The sequence below is a fragment of the Marinobacter azerbaijanicus genome (assembly GCF_030250645.1).
In the GTDB taxonomy this organism is placed as follows: Bacteria; Pseudomonadota; Gammaproteobacteria; order Pseudomonadales; family Oleiphilaceae; genus Marinobacter; species Marinobacter azerbaijanicus.
The window spans coordinates 292,538-313,135 of sequence record NZ_JASSVS010000002.1 but is presented as its reverse complement, the minus strand read 5'-3'; the positions used below and the strand labels follow the sequence as shown (position 1 = coordinate 313,135).

19 protein-coding genes are annotated in these 20,598 nt (G+C 58.7%); 14 read left to right on the top strand and 5 right to left on the bottom strand.

What is annotated here, in order from left to right:
- Positions 1–63: 63 nt before the first annotated feature.
- From QPM17_RS04925 to QPM17_RS04895, 7 genes are read left to right on the top strand one after another with little or no spacing between them, the layout of a single operon-like run.
- Entirely contained in the window at positions 64–387 is a 324-nt protein-coding gene (locus tag QPM17_RS04925; RefSeq protein WP_285389268.1) for an antibiotic biosynthesis monooxygenase family protein, read from the top strand.
- On the top strand, positions 388–978 hold the full coding sequence (locus tag QPM17_RS04920; RefSeq protein WP_285389267.1) for a CPBP family intramembrane glutamic endopeptidase: 591 nt from the start codon (positions 388–390) through the stop codon (positions 976–978).
- The gene (gene thpR, locus QPM17_RS04915; protein WP_285389266.1) at positions 971–1,561 is read left to right on the top strand and encodes an RNA 2',3'-cyclic phosphodiesterase; all 591 of its coding nucleotides are present in this window, start codon (positions 971–973) and stop codon (positions 1,559–1,561) included. The genes QPM17_RS04920 and thpR overlap by 8 nt, the downstream gene beginning before the upstream one ends.
- A gap of 35 nt (positions 1,562–1,596) precedes the next feature.
- Positions 1,597–1,992, top strand: coding sequence for an acyl-CoA thioesterase (locus tag QPM17_RS04910; RefSeq protein WP_285389263.1), 396 nt, complete (start codon positions 1,597–1,599; stop codon positions 1,990–1,992).
- A 35-nt stretch (positions 1,993–2,027) separates the two neighbouring features.
- Positions 2,028–2,465: a PaaI family thioesterase gene (locus tag QPM17_RS04905; protein ID WP_285389260.1), complete on the top strand. Its 438-nt coding sequence runs from the start codon at positions 2,028–2,030 to the stop codon at positions 2,463–2,465.
- 10 nt (positions 2,466–2,475) lie between these two features.
- Positions 2,476–3,561, top strand: a complete 1,086-nt coding sequence (locus tag QPM17_RS04900) for a sensor domain-containing protein (protein WP_285389258.1) — start codon at positions 2,476–2,478, stop codon at positions 3,559–3,561.
- Complete coding sequence (locus QPM17_RS04895; RefSeq protein ID WP_285389256.1) at positions 3,558–4,604, top strand: serine hydrolase domain-containing protein; 1,047 nt, start codon at positions 3,558–3,560, stop codon at positions 4,602–4,604. The genes QPM17_RS04900 and QPM17_RS04895 overlap by 4 nt, the downstream gene beginning before the upstream one ends.
- Here QPM17_RS04895 and QPM17_RS04890 read toward each other — a convergent pair.
- Positions 4,543–4,956, bottom strand: a complete 414-nt coding sequence (locus QPM17_RS04890) for a DUF2721 domain-containing protein (RefSeq protein ID WP_285389253.1) — start codon at positions 4,954–4,956, stop codon at positions 4,543–4,545. The two genes, QPM17_RS04895 and QPM17_RS04890, sit on opposite strands and share 62 nt — an antisense overlap.
- 49 nt (positions 4,957–5,005) lie before the next feature.
- Positions 5,006–5,359, bottom strand: coding sequence for a gamma-glutamylcyclotransferase family protein (locus tag QPM17_RS04885; protein WP_285389250.1), 354 nt, complete (start codon positions 5,357–5,359; stop codon positions 5,006–5,008).
- Positions 5,360–5,549: 190 nt separating this feature from the next.
- On the opposite strand from QPM17_RS04885, the gene QPM17_RS04880 reads away from it, so the two are divergent.
- From QPM17_RS04880 to QPM17_RS04865, 4 genes are read left to right on the top strand one after another with little or no spacing between them, the layout of a single operon-like run.
- The gene (locus QPM17_RS04880) at positions 5,550–7,046 is read left to right on the top strand and encodes a hypothetical protein (protein ID WP_285389248.1); all 1,497 of its coding nucleotides are present in this window, start codon (positions 5,550–5,552) and stop codon (positions 7,044–7,046) included.
- Positions 7,036–8,397 (top strand): glycine cleavage T C-terminal barrel domain-containing protein, encoded by a 1,362-nt coding sequence (locus tag QPM17_RS04875; RefSeq protein ID WP_285389246.1) that lies wholly within the window; start codon positions 7,036–7,038, stop codon positions 8,395–8,397. Before QPM17_RS04880 ends, QPM17_RS04875 begins: the two co-directional genes overlap by 11 nt.
- Before the next feature lie 18 nt (positions 8,398–8,415).
- Positions 8,416–9,345, top strand: a complete 930-nt coding sequence (locus tag QPM17_RS04870; RefSeq protein WP_285389244.1) for a methylenetetrahydrofolate reductase — start codon at positions 8,416–8,418, stop codon at positions 9,343–9,345.
- Entirely contained in the window at positions 9,326–11,062 is a 1,737-nt protein-coding gene (locus QPM17_RS04865) for a formate--tetrahydrofolate ligase (RefSeq protein WP_285389242.1), read from the top strand. The genes QPM17_RS04870 and QPM17_RS04865 overlap by 20 nt, the downstream gene beginning before the upstream one ends.
- Here the strand turns inward: QPM17_RS04865 and gbdR are convergent.
- On the bottom strand, positions 11,054–12,178 hold the full coding sequence (gene gbdR / locus QPM17_RS04860) for a choline metabolism transcriptional regulator GbdR (protein WP_285389241.1): 1,125 nt from the start codon (positions 12,176–12,178) through the stop codon (positions 11,054–11,056). The genes QPM17_RS04865 and gbdR overlap by 9 nt on opposite strands.
- 309 nt (positions 12,179–12,487) lie before the next feature.
- Between gbdR and QPM17_RS04855 the strand changes: the two genes are divergently transcribed.
- Positions 12,488–13,870 carry an L-serine ammonia-lyase gene (locus QPM17_RS04855; protein WP_285389240.1) on the top strand — a complete coding sequence of 461 codons (1,383 nt, stop codon included), beginning with the start codon at positions 12,488–12,490 and terminating at the stop codon, positions 13,868–13,870.
- A 28-nt stretch (positions 13,871–13,898) separates the two neighbouring features.
- Here QPM17_RS04855 and QPM17_RS04850 read toward each other — a convergent pair whose 3' ends face one another.
- Positions 13,899–16,469, bottom strand: a complete 2,571-nt coding sequence (locus QPM17_RS04850; protein WP_285389238.1) for a GcvT family protein — start codon at positions 16,467–16,469, stop codon at positions 13,899–13,901.
- Positions 16,470–16,605: 136 nt separating this feature from the next.
- The gene (locus QPM17_RS04845) at positions 16,606–17,661 is read right to left on the bottom strand and encodes an alpha/beta hydrolase (RefSeq protein WP_285389236.1); all 1,056 of its coding nucleotides are present in this window, start codon (positions 17,659–17,661) and stop codon (positions 16,606–16,608) included.
- Positions 17,662–17,767: 106 nt separating this feature from the next.
- On the opposite strand from QPM17_RS04845, the gene QPM17_RS04840 reads away from it, so the two are divergent.
- Together QPM17_RS04840 and QPM17_RS04835 are read left to right on the top strand one after the other, a co-directional pair.
- Positions 17,768–19,498 (top strand): chloride channel protein, encoded by a 1,731-nt coding sequence (locus tag QPM17_RS04840; protein WP_285389235.1) that lies wholly within the window; start codon positions 17,768–17,770, stop codon positions 19,496–19,498.
- Positions 19,485–20,594, top strand: coding sequence for an ABC transporter substrate-binding protein (locus QPM17_RS04835; RefSeq protein ID WP_285389233.1), 1,110 nt, complete (start codon positions 19,485–19,487; stop codon positions 20,592–20,594). The genes QPM17_RS04840 and QPM17_RS04835 overlap by 14 nt, the downstream gene beginning before the upstream one ends.
- The last annotated feature ends 4 nt before the right edge of the window (positions 20,595–20,598 follow it).

Below are 20,598 nucleotides of genomic sequence, written 5' to 3'. Positions count from 1 at the left end.
TGAGCGCCAGGGGATGATCGGTATCTGGTTCTGCACTAACGGCATTCGATAAAGGAGTAACTGATGAAATACATTTTTGAGGTTCGTATCCGGGAAGGACACACTGCCGAGGAATACGCTGACGCCTGGGTTCGTGCCAGTGAGATCATCCAGCAGGCACCAGGCGCGAGGGGAACCGAACTACACCGGAAGATTGACGACCCGAATGTATTGATTGCCATTGCCAGCTGGGAGAGCAAGGCAGACCGGGACGCGATGGAGGGGCAGCATAATCCGGAGGTGGCACGCATCATCCGCAGTGCGGCGCCATTTTGTGAGATTACCCCCATCGGTGAATTTGAAGATCCGGAATGGGTTGTGATGCCACCGGGCAAGCGAGGCAACTGAGTGTCCCATGCAGAAAAACGCCCGCAGATTTCGCCCCGCGCCGCGTTGATGTTCCAGAGTGGCATCGGGGTTGTTGGCTTGCTGGCTATCGTTCTGTTTGGAATTCCGGTTCAGCTCGACGGGATGAGTTATGGTGTTGCCGTTTTCTGGGGGGTGGGGGGCAGTCTGGCAACTTACGCAGTGATCATGATGCTCACCCGGCTACCGGGGTTGTTTCGTGAGTCACTGGAATCTCATCTGGAGCAGTTGCATCGGTTTGCCTGTGATTATTCCTGGCCTGTGCTGGTTACCCTGTCCGCACTTGCCGGCGTGGGTGAAGAGCTACTGTTCCGGGGTGCAATCCAGAGCTGGCTGGCACAGTATGTGCCCGCAGTGGTTGCGATTGTGGCAGCGTCGGTGCTGTTCGGGTTGGTGCACTACCTCTCGTTCACCTACTTCATAGTGGCGACCGGTTTGGGGCTGGTGCTGGGAACAGCTTATATGCTGACTGACAGCCTGCTCCTGGTGATGGTCTGGCATGGTGTCTACGACATGATTGCACTGTATTGCCTGCGCAGGTTTCCGCAATGGTTCGGGGTGCGGATTGGATAAGGTAGCAAAGTTTCGCCTGTTCTTCGGGCTGGAACTTCCGGACGCAGTCAAACAACGGTTGCTGACTATTCAGCAGCCGGTCGCCGGGGCGCGCTGGCAGCGGGCGGATCAGTTGCACCTGACCCTGGTGTTTCTGGGCAGTGTGGAGGAGAAACAACTGCCGAATGTTCGTGATGCTGCCCGGAATCTGCCGGTTGAACCGTTTAGTCTCACTGTGAGTGGGATCGGTTGTTTTGGCCATCCCGGTCGCCCGAAGAATCTCTGGGCCGGGGTGCAGCCGGTGGATGAGCTGGCAGAGGTGCAAAGCTTGCTCAATCAACGATTGGCATTGTCCGGGTTCGCGCAGGAGAAGCGAACTTTCTGGCCGCATATCACATTGGCTCGCTTCAAGAACGGCGCCGATTCGGTTGCCGGGCTACTCAAGAGTGATGAAAGGCGGCACGCAGGCTCATTTTTGGTGGACCGGGTCACGTTGTTTGAAAGCCTCCTGGGAGAGGGCGGTTCTGTCTATCAGGTAATCGAAAGGTTTCCCCTGAGGAGCTCCAATTATATTGACCGCCCACATGACGGGAATTTTCGGTAAGATCTGCGCTGAAATCGTTTTCTGGGGTACACCGAATGTTCTATTACGAAGTCGAACCACGATTCAGCGATACCGACGCCCTCGGCCATATCAACAATACCGTCTATCCGGTCTGGTTCGAGCAGGCAAGAACCCCGGTCTTCCGGATCTTCCATCCTTCCCTGACACCTGCGGGCTGGCCACTGATTCTCGCCAGAATGGAAATAGACCTGAAGGCACAGTGCTACTGGGCCACTCCGGTGGAGATACGCAGCGGAATCGGTAAGGTTGGCAATTCATCATTCGAGGTTGTCCAGGAGGCGTGGCAGAACGGCGCACTGGTGGCGCGTGGGGTGACCGTACTGATTCATTTCGATTATGAGACTCAAAAATCCGTCGCTGTTCCTGATGAGATTCGTAGCCAGTTGGCTGGACACCTCTTTGAAGAATAAGGATGGATCTCCAGTAGAAAGAGCCAGGAGGTGCTGTGGACAGTTTTAACAAAAACGAGGTGGAACGGATTTTTTCGTCCGCGCCATTCATTGCCGATATGGGCCTGGAGCTGGTCGCCATTGAATCGGGCGAATGTCGCTCCAGACTGGTGTTGGCGAACCGACATCTACAGCAGGACGGCTTTGTTCACTTCGGGGTTCAGGCCACGGTAGCTGATCATACAGCCGGCGCAGCCGGCGCTTCCACGGCAAAGCCCGGGCAGATCGTACTCACATCGGATTTTTCGCTGAAGCTGTTGAGATCGGCGAGAGGAACGCATCTTGAGTGTATTGCCACAGTGCTCAAGGCGGGCTCCTCGCTGACTGTCGTAGAATCCGAGGTATATTGCGGCACGGCTGATGACATGCGCCTTGTCTCCAAGGCAATGGTGACACTGGCCGTTGTCAGTCCGCGTGGCCAGAATCCGGGGTAACCGATAGTTGATGAAACCAGTCATCCCTCCGGAAAGTTTTATCGACCTGCTGCTGGACGCAGTCTGCGTGGTGGACCGCGAAGGCTACGTCCGATATGTCAGTGCTGCCAGTGAGCGGGTCTTCGGTTATCAACCGGAGGAGATGGTTGGCCGGCTTATTCTCGATTTTGTTCATCCTGCGGACAAGGGCAAGACGCAGCAGGCGGTCAAAGAGATACTGCAGGGTGAGTTGAAACCGAACTTTGAAAACCGTTACGTCAAGAAGGATGGCTCGATAGCCCATATCATGTGGTCCGCCCGCTGGTCTGAAGAGGAGCAGGTTCGTGTAGCTGTGGCGCGGAATGTTACCGAGCGCAGGCGGTCAGAAGCCATGCAGGCGGCCATGTATGCCATTTCTGAGGCTGCGAACAGCCCGGACAGTGTACCCGCCATGATTCAGCGGATTCACCGGGTGGTGGATGATTTATTGTCAGCGCCCGGTTTCATGGATGCGCTGGATGATCCGGATGGTGAAGAGCTAAAGATTCCCCATGGCGAGAAAGACAGGGAGTTGCTTGAGTTCGTGAGGACACAGGTTGCAGCGGCAGTAGAGCGCAAGCAGATGCACTCCCAGCTGGAGTATATGGCCAGTTACGATCAGTTGACGGGCCTGCCCAATCGCCACCTGGTTATGGACCGTATTCAGAGCGCACTGTCCCGTGCGTCCAGAGAAAAGGGCTTTCTGGCGGTGCTCTACCTTGATCTGGATGATTTCAAACAGGTTAACGACAGCCACGGTCATGCCGTCGGGGACGAAGTTCTGGAGGCAATGGCGCGCCGGCTTGTTGAGTGTGTGCGGGCTGCGGATACGGTTGGCCGGCTGGGCGGCGACGAGTTTATTGTGCTTCTGGATGGCATCAAGCAGCCGGAGGATGCGGCCAATGTTGCTGAAAAAGTGCTGGCCACACTCAGTGAGCCCTATGAATTGTCTGCGGCAACCCTGACCCTGATCCCCAGCATCGGCATTGCCGTGTACCCCGAGCATGGTGAGGACCGCGAGACGCTGATTCGCCACGCGGATGGCGCCATGTATCGGGTCAAAAGGGGGGAGAATTGAGAACGTTGTTACGCCGTCTGGTGGTTGCGTTGCTGATGGCACCTCTGATGATTTCTGCTGTGATTGCCGTGGCAGACAGGCACCCCGGGTTATTTCCGGGCCTGGCCGAGCAGGCTGCCGGGCTTGGTCGCCTCCATAGCCTGGTGATCGCCGTGGATGGCGAACCGGTGTTTGCAAAGGCGTTCCGGGGCCCCGAACCAGATGAGCCAGCCAACATCAAATCCCTTTCCAAGACGGTTCTTTCCGTCGTTGTCGGCATGGCCATAGATCGTGGAGTGTTTGCTGGCGTGGATCAGCCCATTGCGGATATTCTGACGGCACCTGAAGACGCCAGCGAACGCATCGACGAGGTGACCATAGGCCATTTGCTGTCCATGCAGGCCGGCCTGCAACGTACGTCTGGCCGCTATTATGGAGAGTGGGTCAACAGTGACAACTGGGTCGACTACGCACTCAGTCGTCCTTTTGTGGCGGAACCGGGCGGTAAGATGCTCTATTCCACCGGCAGCTACCACCTGCTTTCTGCGGCACTCACCAAAAGTACCGGGCGCAGTACTCTTGATATCACCCGTGACTGGCTGGGCGATCCGCTGGGGATAGAGATTCAACCATGGCTTAAGGACCCTCAGGGAATCTACTTCGGTGGCAACAACATGCGCCTGTCTCCCATGGCGCTGCTGGAAATTGGCGAACTCTACCGCAACGATGGGGTGTATGCTGGTGAACAGCTGCTTTCAAAAGAGTGGATTGATCAGTCCTGGACAGAGCGCGGCACTTCCCGGTACACCGACGACCGTTACGGTTATGGCTGGTTTGTGACCGAGCTGGGAGGGCATCGTGCCTATTACGGCCGTGGATTTGGCGGGCAGATGCTGTACGTCTTCCCGGATCTGAAAATGACCGTGGTAATGACCTCTGACCCACAACCACCTGCGTCTCCCTCTTTCATGCAACAACAGAACGCGCTGCTGGAGGAGTTTGTCATTCCTGTTTTTCCGCTTCCCCCTGCTTCCTCGCCTCAAAACTCTCAAGCTCAACATTAATGGCATTGGTTGAGATCACGATTTCGTAGAGCGAGTACAGCAGTGATATGGACAGCAGTATCAGGCTGATTCCGAACGCGATGGCTCCGGCAAGCTGGGCCCCCACAAAAAGCACGAACATGGACATGGTGCACAGGAAGAAACTCAGCACTCCGTAAGCCTGCATGCGTTTTGTCAGCACGATGCGTTTGCGAAGCATACTGATCTGCCGTGCGATCAGGGCATGGTCTTCCTCGGTATCCATCTGCTTCAACTGACGGATAAGCTGGGCGAGCACGAGAAAGCGATTGGTATAGGCCAGCAACAGCAACGATATGGCAGGGAATAAAAGGGCGGGGGTGGTCAGTGTCAACGTATGCTCCTTGGTTTGTATCGACGGGTCGATCGGATTCGTTCAGTCTTTACCAGTTGCCACTGTGGATACGCTGGCCACTGCGGACCGGCCTGTTGTAGAGGTAAACCCAGGCCTGCCCATGACGGGTCTGTACCTTCTTGCGCAGGTAAAGGCTGGTCTTTTCCGCTCTCGGGTCATAATCCTCCAGCCTATCCAGCATTGCCAGCAGTTGATCGTCTACGGCGTACACTTCCACCCATACCCCGTCAGACGGTTTCGGCAGTGCCCCGGGGTAAGGGCCCAGATTGTAAAGTGTCACTCCGGTGAGCCTGTCCGAACCAATATAGCAGGCTTTATCGAGCAGCTGATGGTTGCTGTAGCCGCTTTTCAGCGTGCCGTAAACCGCAACAAGATGTTTCATCAGGTTCCCTGGAGAAGACAAAAATCAACCCGGAGTCTAAAACGTTGTTGGGGCATTGATCCAGTCGGCCAGCCATTGACGGACATCAATCCCGTTTATCACCTTCAATCAGAAAAATTCATTCGCGGAATACCCGAACCCTTCTCATACTCAGGTCACTATAAATATAACGACAAGCGGGTAATCTGAAATGGCAGAAAGACAAGAGCTGGCGGGCTGGCGTTGGGGCCCGTTTACTTTCCGGGTACCGTTCTATCACACCAGGCTTTGCTGGTCGGAATTCCTGCAGGGATTGCTGGTTTCTGCAGCAACGGGCCTGGCGTTGATTCCGGTAATGACCGCCTATTTCGGGCTGAGCTTTGAAGAAGCGGTCGCTCTGTCCATGGTCCATGCCTTCCTTATTGCTTCGGCGGTGATCATTTTTGGCGAGCCCTATGCCGGCGGGTGGATAACGCCCGCGTTGCCGTTGATCCTTGCCTTCGTCATAGGTGGTTACGAGGATCCTTCCAGTCGTTTCCAGGCCATGACGGCGCTTTCCCTGGTATTTGCGTTGCTGGTGTTCATCCTCGGGATTACCGGACTGGGGCGCCGATTTGTTATCTGGCTGCCGGACACCCTTAAGGCCGGCATTATCCTGGGGGCCGCCATCGCCGCCCTGAAACGCGTGTTCATTGACGATGCCGAGCGGTTTTTGCTGGAACAGCCCATTGCCACCACGCTGGCCTGTGCCATCTGCCTGATCTTCACATTTTCCGTACCCATGCAGAAATTGAAGGCCCGTAACCGTTTCTTCTTCATGGTGGGGGCACTCGGCCTACTGCCAGGCTTCCTGATTGCCGCCATGGTGGGACCGTTCGTAGGGGAGGTCAGCTTTGACATTCAGTGGGGCTTTGTCGTGCCGCCGTTTGCGGAAGCGTTTGCCAAGGCATCGCCGCTGGTCAACGGCTGGCCGAGCATGGAGATGATTGCCCAGAGTATTCCGCTGGCGCTGATTGCCTACATTATCCTGTTTGGCGATATCGTGACCGGCAACGAAGTACTGCGGGACGGCATGCAGACCCGTATCGACGAGCACATCGACATCAACCTCAACCGTACCCATTTCTCGCTGTCGATCCGTAACGCGCTGATGGGAATCTTTGCCCCGTTTTTCCCCACCCAGGGAGCCGTGTGGACCGGTGTTCATGTGATCGTGGTGCAGCGCTGGAAGCAGGGGCCACAGGCCATGGGTAGCCTGCACAGCGGTCTTGCGTCCTACTATCTGATGGGGCTGCCGTTTATCTACTTCCTGTTGCCACTACTGACCGGCCTCAAGCCTTTGTTGGGCATTGCCCTCTCGCTGACTCTGGTGCTGACCGGCTTTGCCTGTGCCTATATCGCCATGTCCATTCCCAGGGACAATGCCTCCCGGGGCACAGTGGTGCTGATCGGCGCCGCTCTGGCGTTCTTCGAGCCCTGGATTGGCCTGTTGATCGGTGTGGTGGCGACACTGGTCATGGTGGGCTGGGACCGGAGCCCGGACCCGATACCCCACGACTGGCACGGTGGGAACGAGAGGGATGGCCACGGCCATCCCTCTGACGTTTTTGGTTGCGCCAGTGTCGTATTGGTTCAACCCGATAAATCCAAACAGGGCCACATTAGAGCTATCAACAACCCGGTGAGGGGAGATAGCAATGGCCGTTAAATTCGAACACGCACTTCAGGATTATCCGCAACAACGGGCGGGTGCCGCACGTCAACCCGACAGCGTCGATCAGTCTGACCGTCGCGTTCCCATCAACCTGCGCCAGTCTGGGCCGACGCCGGTGGAGATGCTGATTTCCACACGGGTGCGCAAGTCACCCTACTGGCATCTGGCGTACGAGGCTGGTTGCTGGCGGGCGACCGTCTACAACCGCATGTACCATCCCCGGGGCTATATCCGCCCGGAAGACGGTGGCGCCATGGTGGAATACGAGTCACTGATCAATGACGTCACCATGTGGAACGTGGCAGTGGAACGCCAGATTCAGGTCAAGGGCCCGGATGCGGAACGTTTCGTGAATTACGTAATCACCCGGGACGCCACCAAGATAAAACCCATGCGCGGCAAGTACGTCATCCTGTGCAACGAGGAGGGTGGCATTATTAATGACCCCGTGTTGCTGCGGGTCGCCGAGGATGAGTTCTGGTTTTCGCTCTCCGACAGTGATCTGGAGCTCTGGATGCGGGGCGTGAACATCGGTATGGGCTTCAATGTCAGCATCGCGGAGATTGATGTGGCCCCCGTTCAGATCCAGGGACCGAAATCCGAAGCGCTCATGGCCGACCTGTTCGGTGAAAAGGTGAGGGACATTCCCTACTACGGGCTGATGGAAGGCCAGGTTGCCGGCCATGATGTAATCGTCTCCCAGACCGGCTTCACCGGCGAGAAGGGCTACGAGATCTATCTCAAGGAAGCCACGAAGTACGCCGAGGATCTCTGGTACACGGTGCTGGCGGCCGGCGAACCGCACAATCTGAGGGTGATTGCCCCGGCACACCACCGTCGTATTGCCGCGGGCATTCTTTCCTGGGGCCAGGACGTGGACCAGGAAACCCTGCCGTTCCAGTGCGCCCTGGCTTACCAGGTGCCGCGCAACAAGGAGGCGGACTACATCGGCAAGCAGAAGCTGGAGAAGGTTCGCGAGCAGATCGATGCCGGCCGTCCGCCCTTCAGCCACATCATGGTGGGTATCCGCTTCGGCGGCAGCCCGGTAACGGATTATGCCAACGATTTCTGGCTGATCAGCGGGCCAGATGGTGGCGAGCCGGAGGGTTACGTGACATCGCCGTGGTACTCGCCGGAGCTGGAGACCAACATAGCACTGGCCTATGTACCGTATGACCTGCGCACTGTCGGCACCCGTCTGACCGTACACCTGCCAGTGGAGTACGCGGCTGCGGATGGCTCAACCGATGTTGAGGCGGAAGTGGTGGAAATGCCCTTCCGGCCATCGGTAAACCCCAACGCCCGCGAGCGTGCCCGGGCGAAAGGTATCGACTTCGCCGACTAGCAATGGGGTGCAGGGGTTATGAAACTGGTGAACGAAAAACAGGCGTTCAGCTCCCGTGGTGGAGAGGCAGCGGCACGGTTCCGTGCCCTGGTGCGCTCAGCCTCCATCGAGGCGACACCGCGTCAGATACTGACAACGGAGGATCTGCCGGAGCTGCTACCGGCGGGCACTTGCGTCTACGTGCCGTTTCTGCCAAAGGGGCAGTTCAGTGACACACTGGAAGCCTGCCGGCATCTCCTGGATCTGGGGATGCAGCCGATTCCCCATGTGCCCGCCCGTATGGCGGAAAGCCGCAGCCAATTGCGGGATTGGCTGGCACAGCTCGATGAAATCCGCGTTGACCGATTGTTGCTGATTGCCGGTGACAGCGACTCGGTTGCCGGCCCTTTCCCGGATACTCTGGCGGTGCTGGAATCGGGTCTGCTGGCGCAGTTCCGGTTTCACGGAATTGGCGTTGCAGCTCACCCGGACGGGCACCCCATGGCAGACCGGGCCACCCTGAGCCAGGCCCTCAGTATCAAGCGCGAGTACGCCCGTACCACCTCGACGCGGTTGTGGGTGGTCACTCAGTTCACATTTGACGCGGATGTGGTGATCGACTGGCTGCAGAGTCTCGGCAACGTGCTGGAGGAGGTGCCGGTCTACATCGGAATGGCCGGGCCGACGCGGGTGAGAACCCTCATCGCCTACGCTGCCCAGTGCGGTGTCGGGGCGTCTGCCCGAGTGATGTTGCGGCGGCCGGGCAGTGCCAGACTGCTGCGTGCCTGGACGCCGGATGGGATGGTGAAGGCACTGGTCCAGTACTGTCTGGATAACCCGGATACCCTGCTGCGGGGCATTCATCTATTTCCGTTTGGTGGTCTGCGCCAGTCGGCGCAATGGATTCAAGAGCATAGCGGGTCCGTTGAGGACCAGAGGGGACAGTTCCATGAGTCTTCAGTACAGTAAATCGACATCCGTAACGCCCGCACCGGCGGAGTTCCTGCCGCCGGGCACTCCCGATATCGAGATTGCCCGCTCGGTCCAGCCCCTGTCGATGTTGCTGCTGGCCCAGCAGCGTTTCGGCTTGCCGGCGGAAAGTCTGGTGCCCTTTGGCCATTACAAAGCCAAGCTGGATATGGCGTATGTGGATACTTCCGATACGGCCCCGCGGGGCAAGCTGGTTCTGGTGACCGCCATCACCCCTACGCCGGCCGGGGAGGGCAAGACCACCACCAGTGTGGGGCTGAATGACGGCTTCAATCGTCTGGGCGTGCGCTCTTCCGTGTGCCTGCGGGAACCTTCCCTGGGCCCCTGTTTTGGCATGAAAGGCGGGGCTGCCGGGGGAGGCCGGGCACAGGTAATTCCGATGGAGGATATCAACCTGCACTTCAATGGCGATTTCCACGCCATTACCAGTGCCCACAACCTGTTGGCATCACTGATCGACAACCACATTCACTGGGGTAACGAAACTGGCCTCGACCCTCGCTATGTAAGCTGGCGAAGAGTTATGGACATCACTGACCGTTCACTGCGCAACATGGTGTCCGGCCTGGGTGGCGCCGCCCATGGCGTACCCCGGGAAACCGGGTTTGATATTACCGTTTCCTCGGAAATCATGGCGATACTCTGCCTGGCGGACGGACGCGCGGATCTGAAGCAACGGTTGGGAAACATTATCGTTGGCCGGCGTTCCGATATGACCCCGGTCACTGTTCGTGACCTGGGTGTGGAGGGCTCGCTGACGGTCCTGCTGAAAGAGGCGTTACAGCCGAATCTGGTGCAGAGCCTGGAGCACAATCCGGTATTTATCCATGGTGGGCCCTTCGCCAATATCGCCCACGGGTGTAATTCCGTCACCGCCACCCGCGCGGCGCTTGCCCTGAATGATGTGGTAGTGACCGAGGCCGGATTCGGTGCCGATCTGGGCGCGGAGAAGTTCATTGATATCAAATGCCGACATACCGGTTTGCGCCCCGATGCTGCCGTGGTGGTCTGTACCATTCGGGCACTCAAGATGCAGGGTGGTGTTCCCCGCAGCCAACTGGGTATTCCGGACCTGGCGGCATTGCGGGAGGGCGCTGCCAACCTGGAGCGGCATATCCGCAATCTGCAGCAGTTCGGGTTAACCCCGGTGGTGTGCATCAACCGTTTTCCGGATGATACCGAGGAGGAAATGTCACTGGTCCAGTCCATCAGCGAAGATCTTGGCGTGAGGGCGGTACCTGCCGATCACTGGGCAACCGGAGGAGAAGGCGCTACTGAACTGGCTCAGGCGGTGCTTGACCAGATGGACGAGGGCACGCCGGAGATTAAATTTCTCTATGAGGACAGCCTGCCGCTTGCGGACAAGATCCGCACCATTGCCACACGCATCTACCACGCAGGAAGTGTGGAGTTTACAACGGTCGCGAAGCGGCAACTGGAGGAGTATGAAAGCCTGGGGTTCGGGCATCTGCCAGTGTGCATTGCCAAGACCCAGTACAGTTTCTCGGCGGATTCTTCGCTGAAAGGTGCTCCCTCTGGTCACACCTTGCCGGTGAGGGAAGTGCGCCTGGCGGCCGGCGCCGGCTTCGTGGTGGCGGTGTGTGGCGACATCATGACCATGCCCGGACTGCCCCGGCGTCCTGCCGCCCTGGACATTGCTCTGGATGAGAATGGGCTCGTCGTGGGGTTAACTTGAGACGGTATCCTCGCGCGGGCCCTCAAAGGTGCCGTAGGTCGGTTCGGTGCGGGCTCGCTTCAGAGCCTGCAGCGATGAAGACGGCAAACTCGCCATGGTATCTGCCAGGTTGCCATCGCTCCTGGCAGGGGTGAAGAATTCCATCCGTTCATATTTGGGAGCACGCCCCATGGTCTTGCGATAGCAGCGACTGAAGTGGGTCGCAGAGACGAAGCCACACATGGAGGCAATCTCCACAATGGAACAGGAGGTCTGCTTGAGCAGCCGGCGTGCGCGGTTCAGCCTTACCCGTAGGTAATAGCGCGACGGCGTGCAGCCCATGTGTTTCAGGAATAGCCGTTCCAGTTGCCGGCGTGATATACCGGCCAAAGACGCCAGTTCCTGCAGCTCGATGGGTTCTTCAATATTGGCTTCCATCAACTGGGCAGCTTCTGCCAGCTTGGGTTGCGCGCAGGCAAGTCTGGGATGCATGGGCATGGGCTGCTGTTCGCTTTCTTCCCGTACCCGGTCGCAAACAAACATATGGGAGACAGCGTTACTGAGTTCCTGCCCATGACGCCGGGCCAGAAAGCTCAGCATCATGTGCATTGGCACCGTACCGCCTGTGCAGGTCATACGTTCCCGTTCGACGGTAAACAGTCGGTTGTTGGTCTGGACACGGGGGAAACCCTCCTGCATGGCTTCCAGACATTCCCAGTGGGCGCTGCAGGCGTAGCCGTCCAGCAGGCCGGCACTGGCCAGCACATAGGGCCCGGTACAGACCGCTCCCAGCAGGACATGCCGCCGGGCCATCTGTTTCAGCCAGGTGACTTCCCGGCGAGAGAAACTCCGGGTGACATCAATGCCCGCAACGACGATAACCAGGTCAAAGCTGTGTTCTTCTTCAATGGAGGCGTCCGGCACCATGGTAATGCCGTCACTGGCGCGGGCGTAGTCACCACTGGCCGTCAGCAGTTTCCAGGAATAAAGTTCGGTGCCCGCCAGTTGGTTGGCCACACGCAGGGGCTCAACGGCGGTGGCGAGCGCAATCAGTGTGAAGTTTTCGATCAGCAGAAAGCCAACCCGGTAGGGCTCTTGAGTGGGTTTTTTTGTGAGCGAGCCTGTGTCATTGGTCACGATTAACCCCCTTGCCCCACCTGGGCCTGGTGCAGCAGTCAATATCCGGAATATCCATGTTAACCACCACAACCTGAACACTAGTTGTTGCACTCTGATAGTGCAATAAGTGCTCAATTCCAATCTGGCTTCAGTCTAAAGCGGTAATCAGAATACCACTGGTCCAAATGCGACATTCCAGGTTCCGGGATGGTCTCTACGCGACTTGTCCTGCTGTCGTAAATTATCGTTCCGATGTCGCCAGCAAGCATGCGGGCGGGCATCGGCGGCGTTATTGTTGAAGTACATCCTACGGCAGGAGTGAACAAATTGGCGATCAGTCTTTTCGAGCTGTTCAAGGTGGGCATCGGTCCTTCCAGTTCGCATACGGTTGGGCCTATGAAGGCGGCGCGACGGTTTGCAGGGGCTCTTGTGACCGAAGGACTGCTGACGTCCGTGTGCCGGGTCAGGGTGTCCCTCTATGGCTCTTTGGGTGCCACCGGCAAGGGCCACGGCACCGGGCCGGCAGTGATGATGGGGTTGGAGGGTGAACGGCCTGACCGGATTGACCCCGAGGAAATGCCGGCCCGCCTTGAACAGATTCGAGGCACCGGAACCCTGTCGATTTCAGGGCAGCAATCCATTCGCTTCCGCGAGAATGGCGACCTGGTTTATTACCGTCGTAAATCACTGCCGGATCACCCCAATGGCATGACATGCCAGGCTTTCGACAGTGAAGGCCAATGCCTGTACGAAAAAACCTATTATTCGGTGGGCGGTGGATTTGTAGTGGATGCAACCGTTGAAGGCAGTCCGGAAATCCGGGAGGACGACACCCCGCAGCCGTATCCATTCAGCAGCGCCAGGAAGCTGTTAGCCCTTTGCAGGGAACACGACCTGACCATTGCCGATATCATGCACGCCAATGAGCAGGCCTGGCGTTCGCCGGATGAGATTCGCAGCGGCATTCTGGAGCTCTGGCGGGTAATGCGGGCGTGCGTGCAGAACGGCATTGCCCATGAAGGCGAACTGCCCGGCGGCCTCAAGGTCCGGCGCCGGGCCGCGTCGCTGTACCGTTCGCTGATGGACAAGCAACGAGTGGATCTGATCTCGCCGTCCCTGAGCGCGCTGGACTGGGTCAACCTCTATGCCCTGGCCGTCAACGAGGAAAACGCCGCCGGCGGGCGGATTGTCACAGCGCCAACCAACGGTGCGGCGGGTATTATTCCGGCGGTGCTCCATTACTACTGGGAGTTCTGCCCACAGGCGGACGAAGACGGGATTGTACGTTTCATGTTGACCGCCGGTGCTATCGGCGTGCTGTTCAAGGAAAATGCATCCATCTCCGGGGCCGAAGTGGGTTGTCAGGGGGAGGTTGGTTCGGCCTGTGCCATGGCGGCGGCCGGTCTTGCAGCGGCGACTGGAGGTTCACCGGAGCAGGTGGAGAACGCTGCCGAAATCGGCATGGAGCATCATCTGGGTATGACCTGTGACCCCATCGGCGGGCTGGTGCAGATACCCTGTATTGAGCGCAACGCCATGGCTTCGGTGAAGGCCATTGATGCCGCCATTATGGCTCTCAGGGGGGATGGCACACACTATGTTTCCCTGGATAAAGTACTCCACACCATGAGGGAAACCGGCAAAGACATGCTGGACAAGTACAAGGAAACCGCAAGGGGAGGGCTGGCAGTCAACATCATCGAATGCTGACTGCCAGCATGGTTGCCGAAAAAACAGCTCAGGATCTGACCCGTTCGTTATCCGGATCAAACAGCGCCCGGTAACCGACTGACTCAATGCGGATCGGATAGTGTTCCTGGAAGTATTCCAGCGTCAGTTCCCTCCCTTCCTGGGCGTACTCCGCCGGAATGTACCCCAGCAGGATCATACTGCCCACCGAAGGGCCCCAGGCAGCGCTGGTGTTGTAGGAGCGTCGCCCCAGGCTGTCCACCAGCACCTCGCCAGTCTGCGGGTCCAGAATAGGCCACTGGCCCACAGGGTAGCGCAGTGTGCCCTTGGCGTCCCGGTGGTCGGTCATGGTCATGGTGCAGAGGTAAGCCGCCTGTGAGGGCCGTTCCCGCTGTTCCAGATAGGCGGCCTTGCCGTGGAAATCCGCTTCCTTGACCTTGGGCCGGTGCAGCCCGGCTTCGTAGAGGTTGTATTCGGTTTCCAAGTCCACGTTCTGCAGTCGCAGACTCTTCTCGAGGCGTCGGGTGTTGGCGTAGGTTTCGATACCTACCGGTGTGACGCCGGCCTCAAACAACAGGTCCCAGATCCTCAGGCCGTAGCTGAACGGAAAGTAAAGCTCCCAGCCCTGTTCACCGACGTAGGATATCCGGAAAGCCCAGACTGGTACGCCCTGGATGTTCAGTTCCTGCGCCGTGGCGAACGGGAAGTTCTCCGCCGATAGCTGGTCCGGGTCGGTGACGAACTGCGCCAGGGTTTCCCTGGCTTTCGGGCCCCAGAGCCCCAGGGTTGCCAGCTCGTCGGTGCGGTCGTTCAGGTGGATGTTGTCCAGGCCTTTCTCCCGCGCGATGCGTTTGATCCAGCAATGGTCCCGGTGCCCGGTGTCGCCGCCGCAGACCACGCGGTAGTCGTTATCGCCCCGCCGGATGATGGTCAGGTCGGAGCGCACGCCGCCGCGGTCATCGAGGAAGTGGGTATAGACGCCTTTACCATGGGGTGTGGTGCCGCCGACTTTGGCCACCGACAGGTATTCCAGCAGCGCCTCCGCGTCGTCGCCGGAGATGTCAAAGATGGCAAAGTGGGACAGGTTGATCATGCCCACGGACTCGCTCATCTCCAGTTGCTCGGCGTTGGAGACTTCCCAGAAATGCCGCCCGTCCCATTCGTGTTCCCGCACCGGGATACGGTCCCGGTATTTCGCCATTAGTGTGGGCTCGTTGGCCGCATAGCCGTGGGCACGCTCCCAGCCGGCGGCCTCCATGAAGTAGGCGCCCAGTTCGACTTCCCGCAGGTAGAACGGGCTGGTTCTCATCTTGCGGCCGCTCAGGTAGGGCTCCCGGGGATGAACCGCCGGGGTGTAGATCTTCTTGGCGGTTTCGTAGCAGCGGTTGTAGACATAGTCCGGCGTTTTCTGAAGCGGGTAGTGGCGGGCAATGTCGATACTGTGAGGGTCCATCTCCGGCGACCCGTGGGTCATCCAGTCTGCCAGCACCTTACCCGCCCCGGGACCGTCCTTGACCCAGACTGCCTCGCAGAACCACAGGTTGCGTACCTCCGGGCATTCGCCCATCAGTGAGCCACCATCGGGCGTCACTGACAGCAAGCCGTTGAAGGAATGCTTTTCCTCCCAGCCCAGCTCGCCCAGGATCGGGGTCATTTCGATGGCCTTTTCATAGGCATTCATCACCTGATCCAGGGAAAGGTCCCGCATGGATGGCGACATCCGCGCCTCTTCCGGTTCGGCAATGGCGCCGGGATAGACCAGCCGTGGGTCTTCAGCCTCGTAATAGCCCCACTCGATGCGACCACCCTCGGTGGTGGTGGGATCGCCGGTGTCACGTACATAGGCAGAATTGCCCTGATCACGGAACAGCGGGTAGACGATCTGTTTGCCGGTGCCCGCCAGTTCCTCGTAGGGGCCGAAGAAAAGCAGGGGATGCTCCAGGGGCATCAGTGGCAGAGGCGCATTGGCGGTGTCTGCCATCAACGGGCCCCAGATGCCCATGGAGAGCACCACATAGTCGGTTTCAATATAGCCCCTGTGGGTTTCAACGCCACGAACCTGGCCATCCTGGACATCGATACGGATGGCCGGGGTGTATGCAAAGGCCTGAAGCTTGCCCGTTGCTACCGCTTCTTCCACCAGGTCGCCGGCGACCTTCTGCGAGCGGGGCACCACCAGCCCGGCATCCGGATCCCACATGGCGCCCTGGATCTGGCTTTCGTCGAGCAGAGGAAACCGTTCCTTCGCCTGGCTGGGGGAAATCATGCTCACATTGGTGCCGAAGGCTTTCCCGGAACCCACCTTGCGGCGGAGTTCGTCCATGCGCTCATCGTCATCAATGCGGGCCACCTCCATACCGCCGCATTTCTCATAATTGCCACGCTTTTCATAAAAGGCCTGGCTGTATTTGGTGGTGTAGATATTCAGTTTGTCGTGGGAGGTGGTGAAGCAGAAGTCCGAGGCGTGGGAGGTAGAGCTGATGTCTGAGGGAATCGCTGATTTCTCCAGCCCTACGATGTCGTCCCAGCCCTGTTCGATCAGGTGGTGGGCTACCGAGGACCCGACGATACCTCCCTGACCAATGATTACGACTTTTGCACGTTTCGGTAGTTGTGCCATCTCGATCCCCCTATGCCTGCAATGGACGCCCGGGCGCATCTCGGGCCGGCCTTGATTCAATGTGGCCCTGATTGGTCGGGGGTGGTAAATCCAATACGACACCAAGTCGTCCAAAAACGGCAAAGGGGGAGGGGGTTCAGCCCTTCTCGACGCGGGCCAGAAACTCTCCGATATCATCGAAGGCTTCTTCCGCCTCCGGCAGCAGATCCGGGAATATGTGCCACACGTGTACCATGCCTGGCCAGGTTTTCAGCTCCACGGGCGAGCCCGCGTCCTGTGCCTTGTTGGCATAGCGGCGGGCGTTGTCCAGCAGCATTTCAGAGTCGCTGGCATGGATCAGGGTGGGTGGCAGGTTGTCCAGTCTGCCTCGTAACGGCGAGGCCAGTGGGCTGGACGGGGACAGGCGCATACCAAAGAAACTCAACCACCAGAGGACCGGGAGGGGCACCCGCATCAGGCTGCCAAACGTGGGGCCAAGTAACGGGTCGGTCTTGATATTGAGCCGGTTACTCGGTGCCGTCAACGTGAGGTCGGTGGAGGGTGACAGGGCAATCGCGGCGTCTGCCTGGCGCAGACCCTGGTCGCGAATCCAGGCGATCAGTACCAGGGTGTGGCTGCCACCGGCGGAGTCCCCGGCCACCACCACGAATTCGGCGGATTCCGGGCCGTCCGGGCCATGCTCCAGCATCCACTGGTAGGCCTCCAGGCAGTCCCGCAGCCCTTCCCGGTAGCGATGCTCCGGCAGTAGCCGGTAATCCACGGCAAATACGGCTGCATCGGCCACTTTCGAAAGCCGGTCAGTGATGGTGCGATGGCTGCGGGGGCTGCCAGCCACCCAGGCGCCGCCGTGAATGTACAGCAGCCGCCGCCGGGTATTCACTCCCGGGGCCAGTACCCATTCGCCTTTCGGTGCATTGGCGCCGGCAGGACGGAATTCCGAGACGAATTCCCGACCCTCACTGAGGCTGTCCATATGCTTGCGCAGGGCCATCAGCCGGGCCCTTCCCTTCAGGCCCCTGGCCGAGCGGCTCATGTCCCTGATGGTTTCCAGTACCTGGCGGTGGCCGGGGCTGGGGGTGTAGTCCTGCTTCGGGGTGTTATCCCGGTCCAGATGGGCAAGGTTTTCACCGCGAAGAACCAGTACCGTAATCAGGACAATAAGCAGCAGCAATCCCAGTACAAACCAGATCATGAATCGGCCCTTTGACAATCAATGTCTTGCGATACCGGAGTTTTCGCCCATTTTTTGATCAAAGTAAACACTTGAGTCTATCGCTACTCAGGACTTTACTTGCAGTATGGATAAGGGCGGCGTTCCACAGATTGTATATCAGATCGGTATGGTGACGGTGGTGGCCATCGCAGTGGGCGCCGCTGCCTCGCTGGCGGCGATCGGCTTCGTGGATGCGGTGCACTATCTCAATGAACGGCTACTGATATCCCCCTATGCCCGCATCCAGGCCGATGACCGTCCCGGATTGGTGGCGGCAGCAACATTGCTGGTTCCAACCGTTGGCGGTCTTGTTGTTGGCCTGGTGGTTCACTTCCTGGTGCGGGAGAAACGGGGCCTGGCGCCTCCGGATGCCATTCTGGCGGCGCAGACCAGCAGTCCGGCTCCGGGGTTAAGAAGCAGCTTGGCTTCAACGCTTGCAGCTCTGGTCTCTCTCGGTAGCGGAGCGTCTGTAGGGCAGTACGGGCCACTGGTGTATCTGGGCGCGATGTTTGGAAATCTGGCCGGGCGCCTGCGGCTCAATCTGCGTCATCAGCGTTCCATTGCCATAGCCTGCGGCGTGGCAGCGGCTATTTCCACGGCATTCAACGCGCCTATTGCGGGGCTTGTGTTTGCCCATGAGGTGATCCTGCGCCACTACTCGTTACGCGCGTTTGCGCCGGTTACGGTTGCAGCGGCAACAGGCTATGTCATAGCTAATGTGATCTTCGATCGTCCGCCTCTCTTCCTGGTTAATTTCGGCAGCGTTGAGCACAGCTACGAGTTCGTGTTCTTCGCTTTGGAAGGGGTCTTGTGCGCTGGCCTGGCATGGGGGTTTATGCTGTTGCTGAGATTCAGCGACAAGGCCGCCAGGTATTATATAGCCCCGGTGTGGGCGCGGCCGGCGGCTGCTGGCCTGATTGTCGGGCTGGTGGCCCTGTGGATACCGGAGGTCTTGGGAATCGGTCAGGAAACCCTCCGCTTCGCCACCATCGAAGGGGCCTTTGGGATCGGTGAGCTGGCACTGATTATTGTGGCCAAACTGGCACTGACAGCGTTGTGTGTCGGTTTTGGTTTTGTTGGCGGAGTATTCAGCCCGGCCCTGCTGATCGGTATTCTTTTCGGTGCATTCTATGGCCTGGTGTTGCCCTACATAGCGCCAGTGCCACATTCCGGCCTGGTGGTTTACGCCATTTGCGGCATGATGGCTCTGGCCAGTTCCGTCATCGGCGCTCCCCTGACAACCATCCTGATTGTGTTCGAGCTGACCCGGAGTTACGACCTGACCATTGCGGCGATGGTAGCCGTGGTTTTCGCCAACCTGATTTCCTACCGGGTCATCGGGCGCTCCCTGTTTGATCTGCAATTACGGGCCCGGGGATTCGACTTGTCCCTGGGGCGGGACAAGGCAATACTCGAAACCTACAGGATTCGCGCCTATCTCTCTGATAACGTCACCACCGCCGATGAGGGGGAAACCATCGGAGATGTTCGGCAGCGCCTGATAGATGATCACCGATCCGAGGCCATGATCCTGAATGGCGGCGGGAAACTGCTGGGTGTGGTGAGGCTGCAGGGCATCGTGAACAGTCAGGCTTCCATACCGGTCCTGGAAAAGGCCATTCCGGCCTACACGACCTTTAACGAGGACACTTCGGTGTGGCAGTCCATGGAAATGCTGCGAGGTTTTCTCGGCGAAGCAGTCCCGTTGGTTGACCGTAATGGTCGTTTGATGGGGGTGGTTCCGGAAGAGGCGGTTATACGAGCGTACCTGGAAATCGTGCACGATCTGCGTGAGGAAGAGAATGAAGCGGCGTAGCTTAATGGCCTGGCGATTGATGGTGCTCAGTTTCCTGGCAGTCCCGACAGTTCTTCAGGCACAAAGTGAGGAGCAGGATCCTGCGGTGCTTACGGTTGCGACCTGGGGTGGCGCTTATGAGGACAGTCAGCGAAGGGCCTATTTTGAACCCTTTACCGAAGCAACCGGCATAGAGATCGAGACAGTCCACTATGACGGTGGTATAGAGGTGCTGCGGGAGCAGCTTGAGAGTGGTGACTCGGAGTGGGACGTGATCGACATGATCCAGTCCGATGCCAGCGCCGCCTGTATGGAGGGCCTGCTTGAGCCCATCGACCCCGATATCCTGACGCCCGCACCTGATGGTACGCCAGCTCAGGAAGACTTCATGGAAGGTGCCATTCACCGGTGTTTTATTACCCAGATCGTATTTTCCACCGTCATTGCCTTTGATGACAGGGCCTTTCCCGGTGTCAAGCCCGACAGTGTGGAAGATTTTTTCAACCTGGAGGCCTTTCCAGGCAAGCGGGCTCTCCGAAAATCTCCGGTGGGGCTGCTGGAGTGGGCATTGCTGTCACTGTCGGTACCCCGTGAGCAGCTCTACGACCTGCTCAGCACCCGGCGCGGGCTGGACCTGGCTTCACAGCGCCTGGACGATATTCGCGACGCCATTATCTGGTGGACCAGTGGTGACGAACCGGTGGAGCTTCTGACCAGTGGCGAGGCAGCCATGGCGACGGGCTACAACGGGCGCTTCTTCCATGCCAGGGCCATGGAAGGCGCCCCTATCTCGGTAATATGGGATGGGCAACTGATCGGGTTCAACAGCTGGAGTATTCTTCGTGGAACAGATCAGGCTGATCTGTCTGAGGATTTTATTGCCTTTGCCACACGGGCTGAGAACATGGCGGCCCAGGCCAACCTGATCAGCTACGGGCCAGCGCGGAAATCGGCCCAGCGACGGGTAGGGCTGCACACCGATGCAGGTGTGCCTATGCGCCCATATATGCCAACTGCGCCATCCCACATGGGTACGGCAGTTGTGCGGGACCACCACTGGTATTCGCAGACCGTTGATTTGCGGGAGCAATGGTTTCGCGAGTGGCTGGACCGCTGACAGC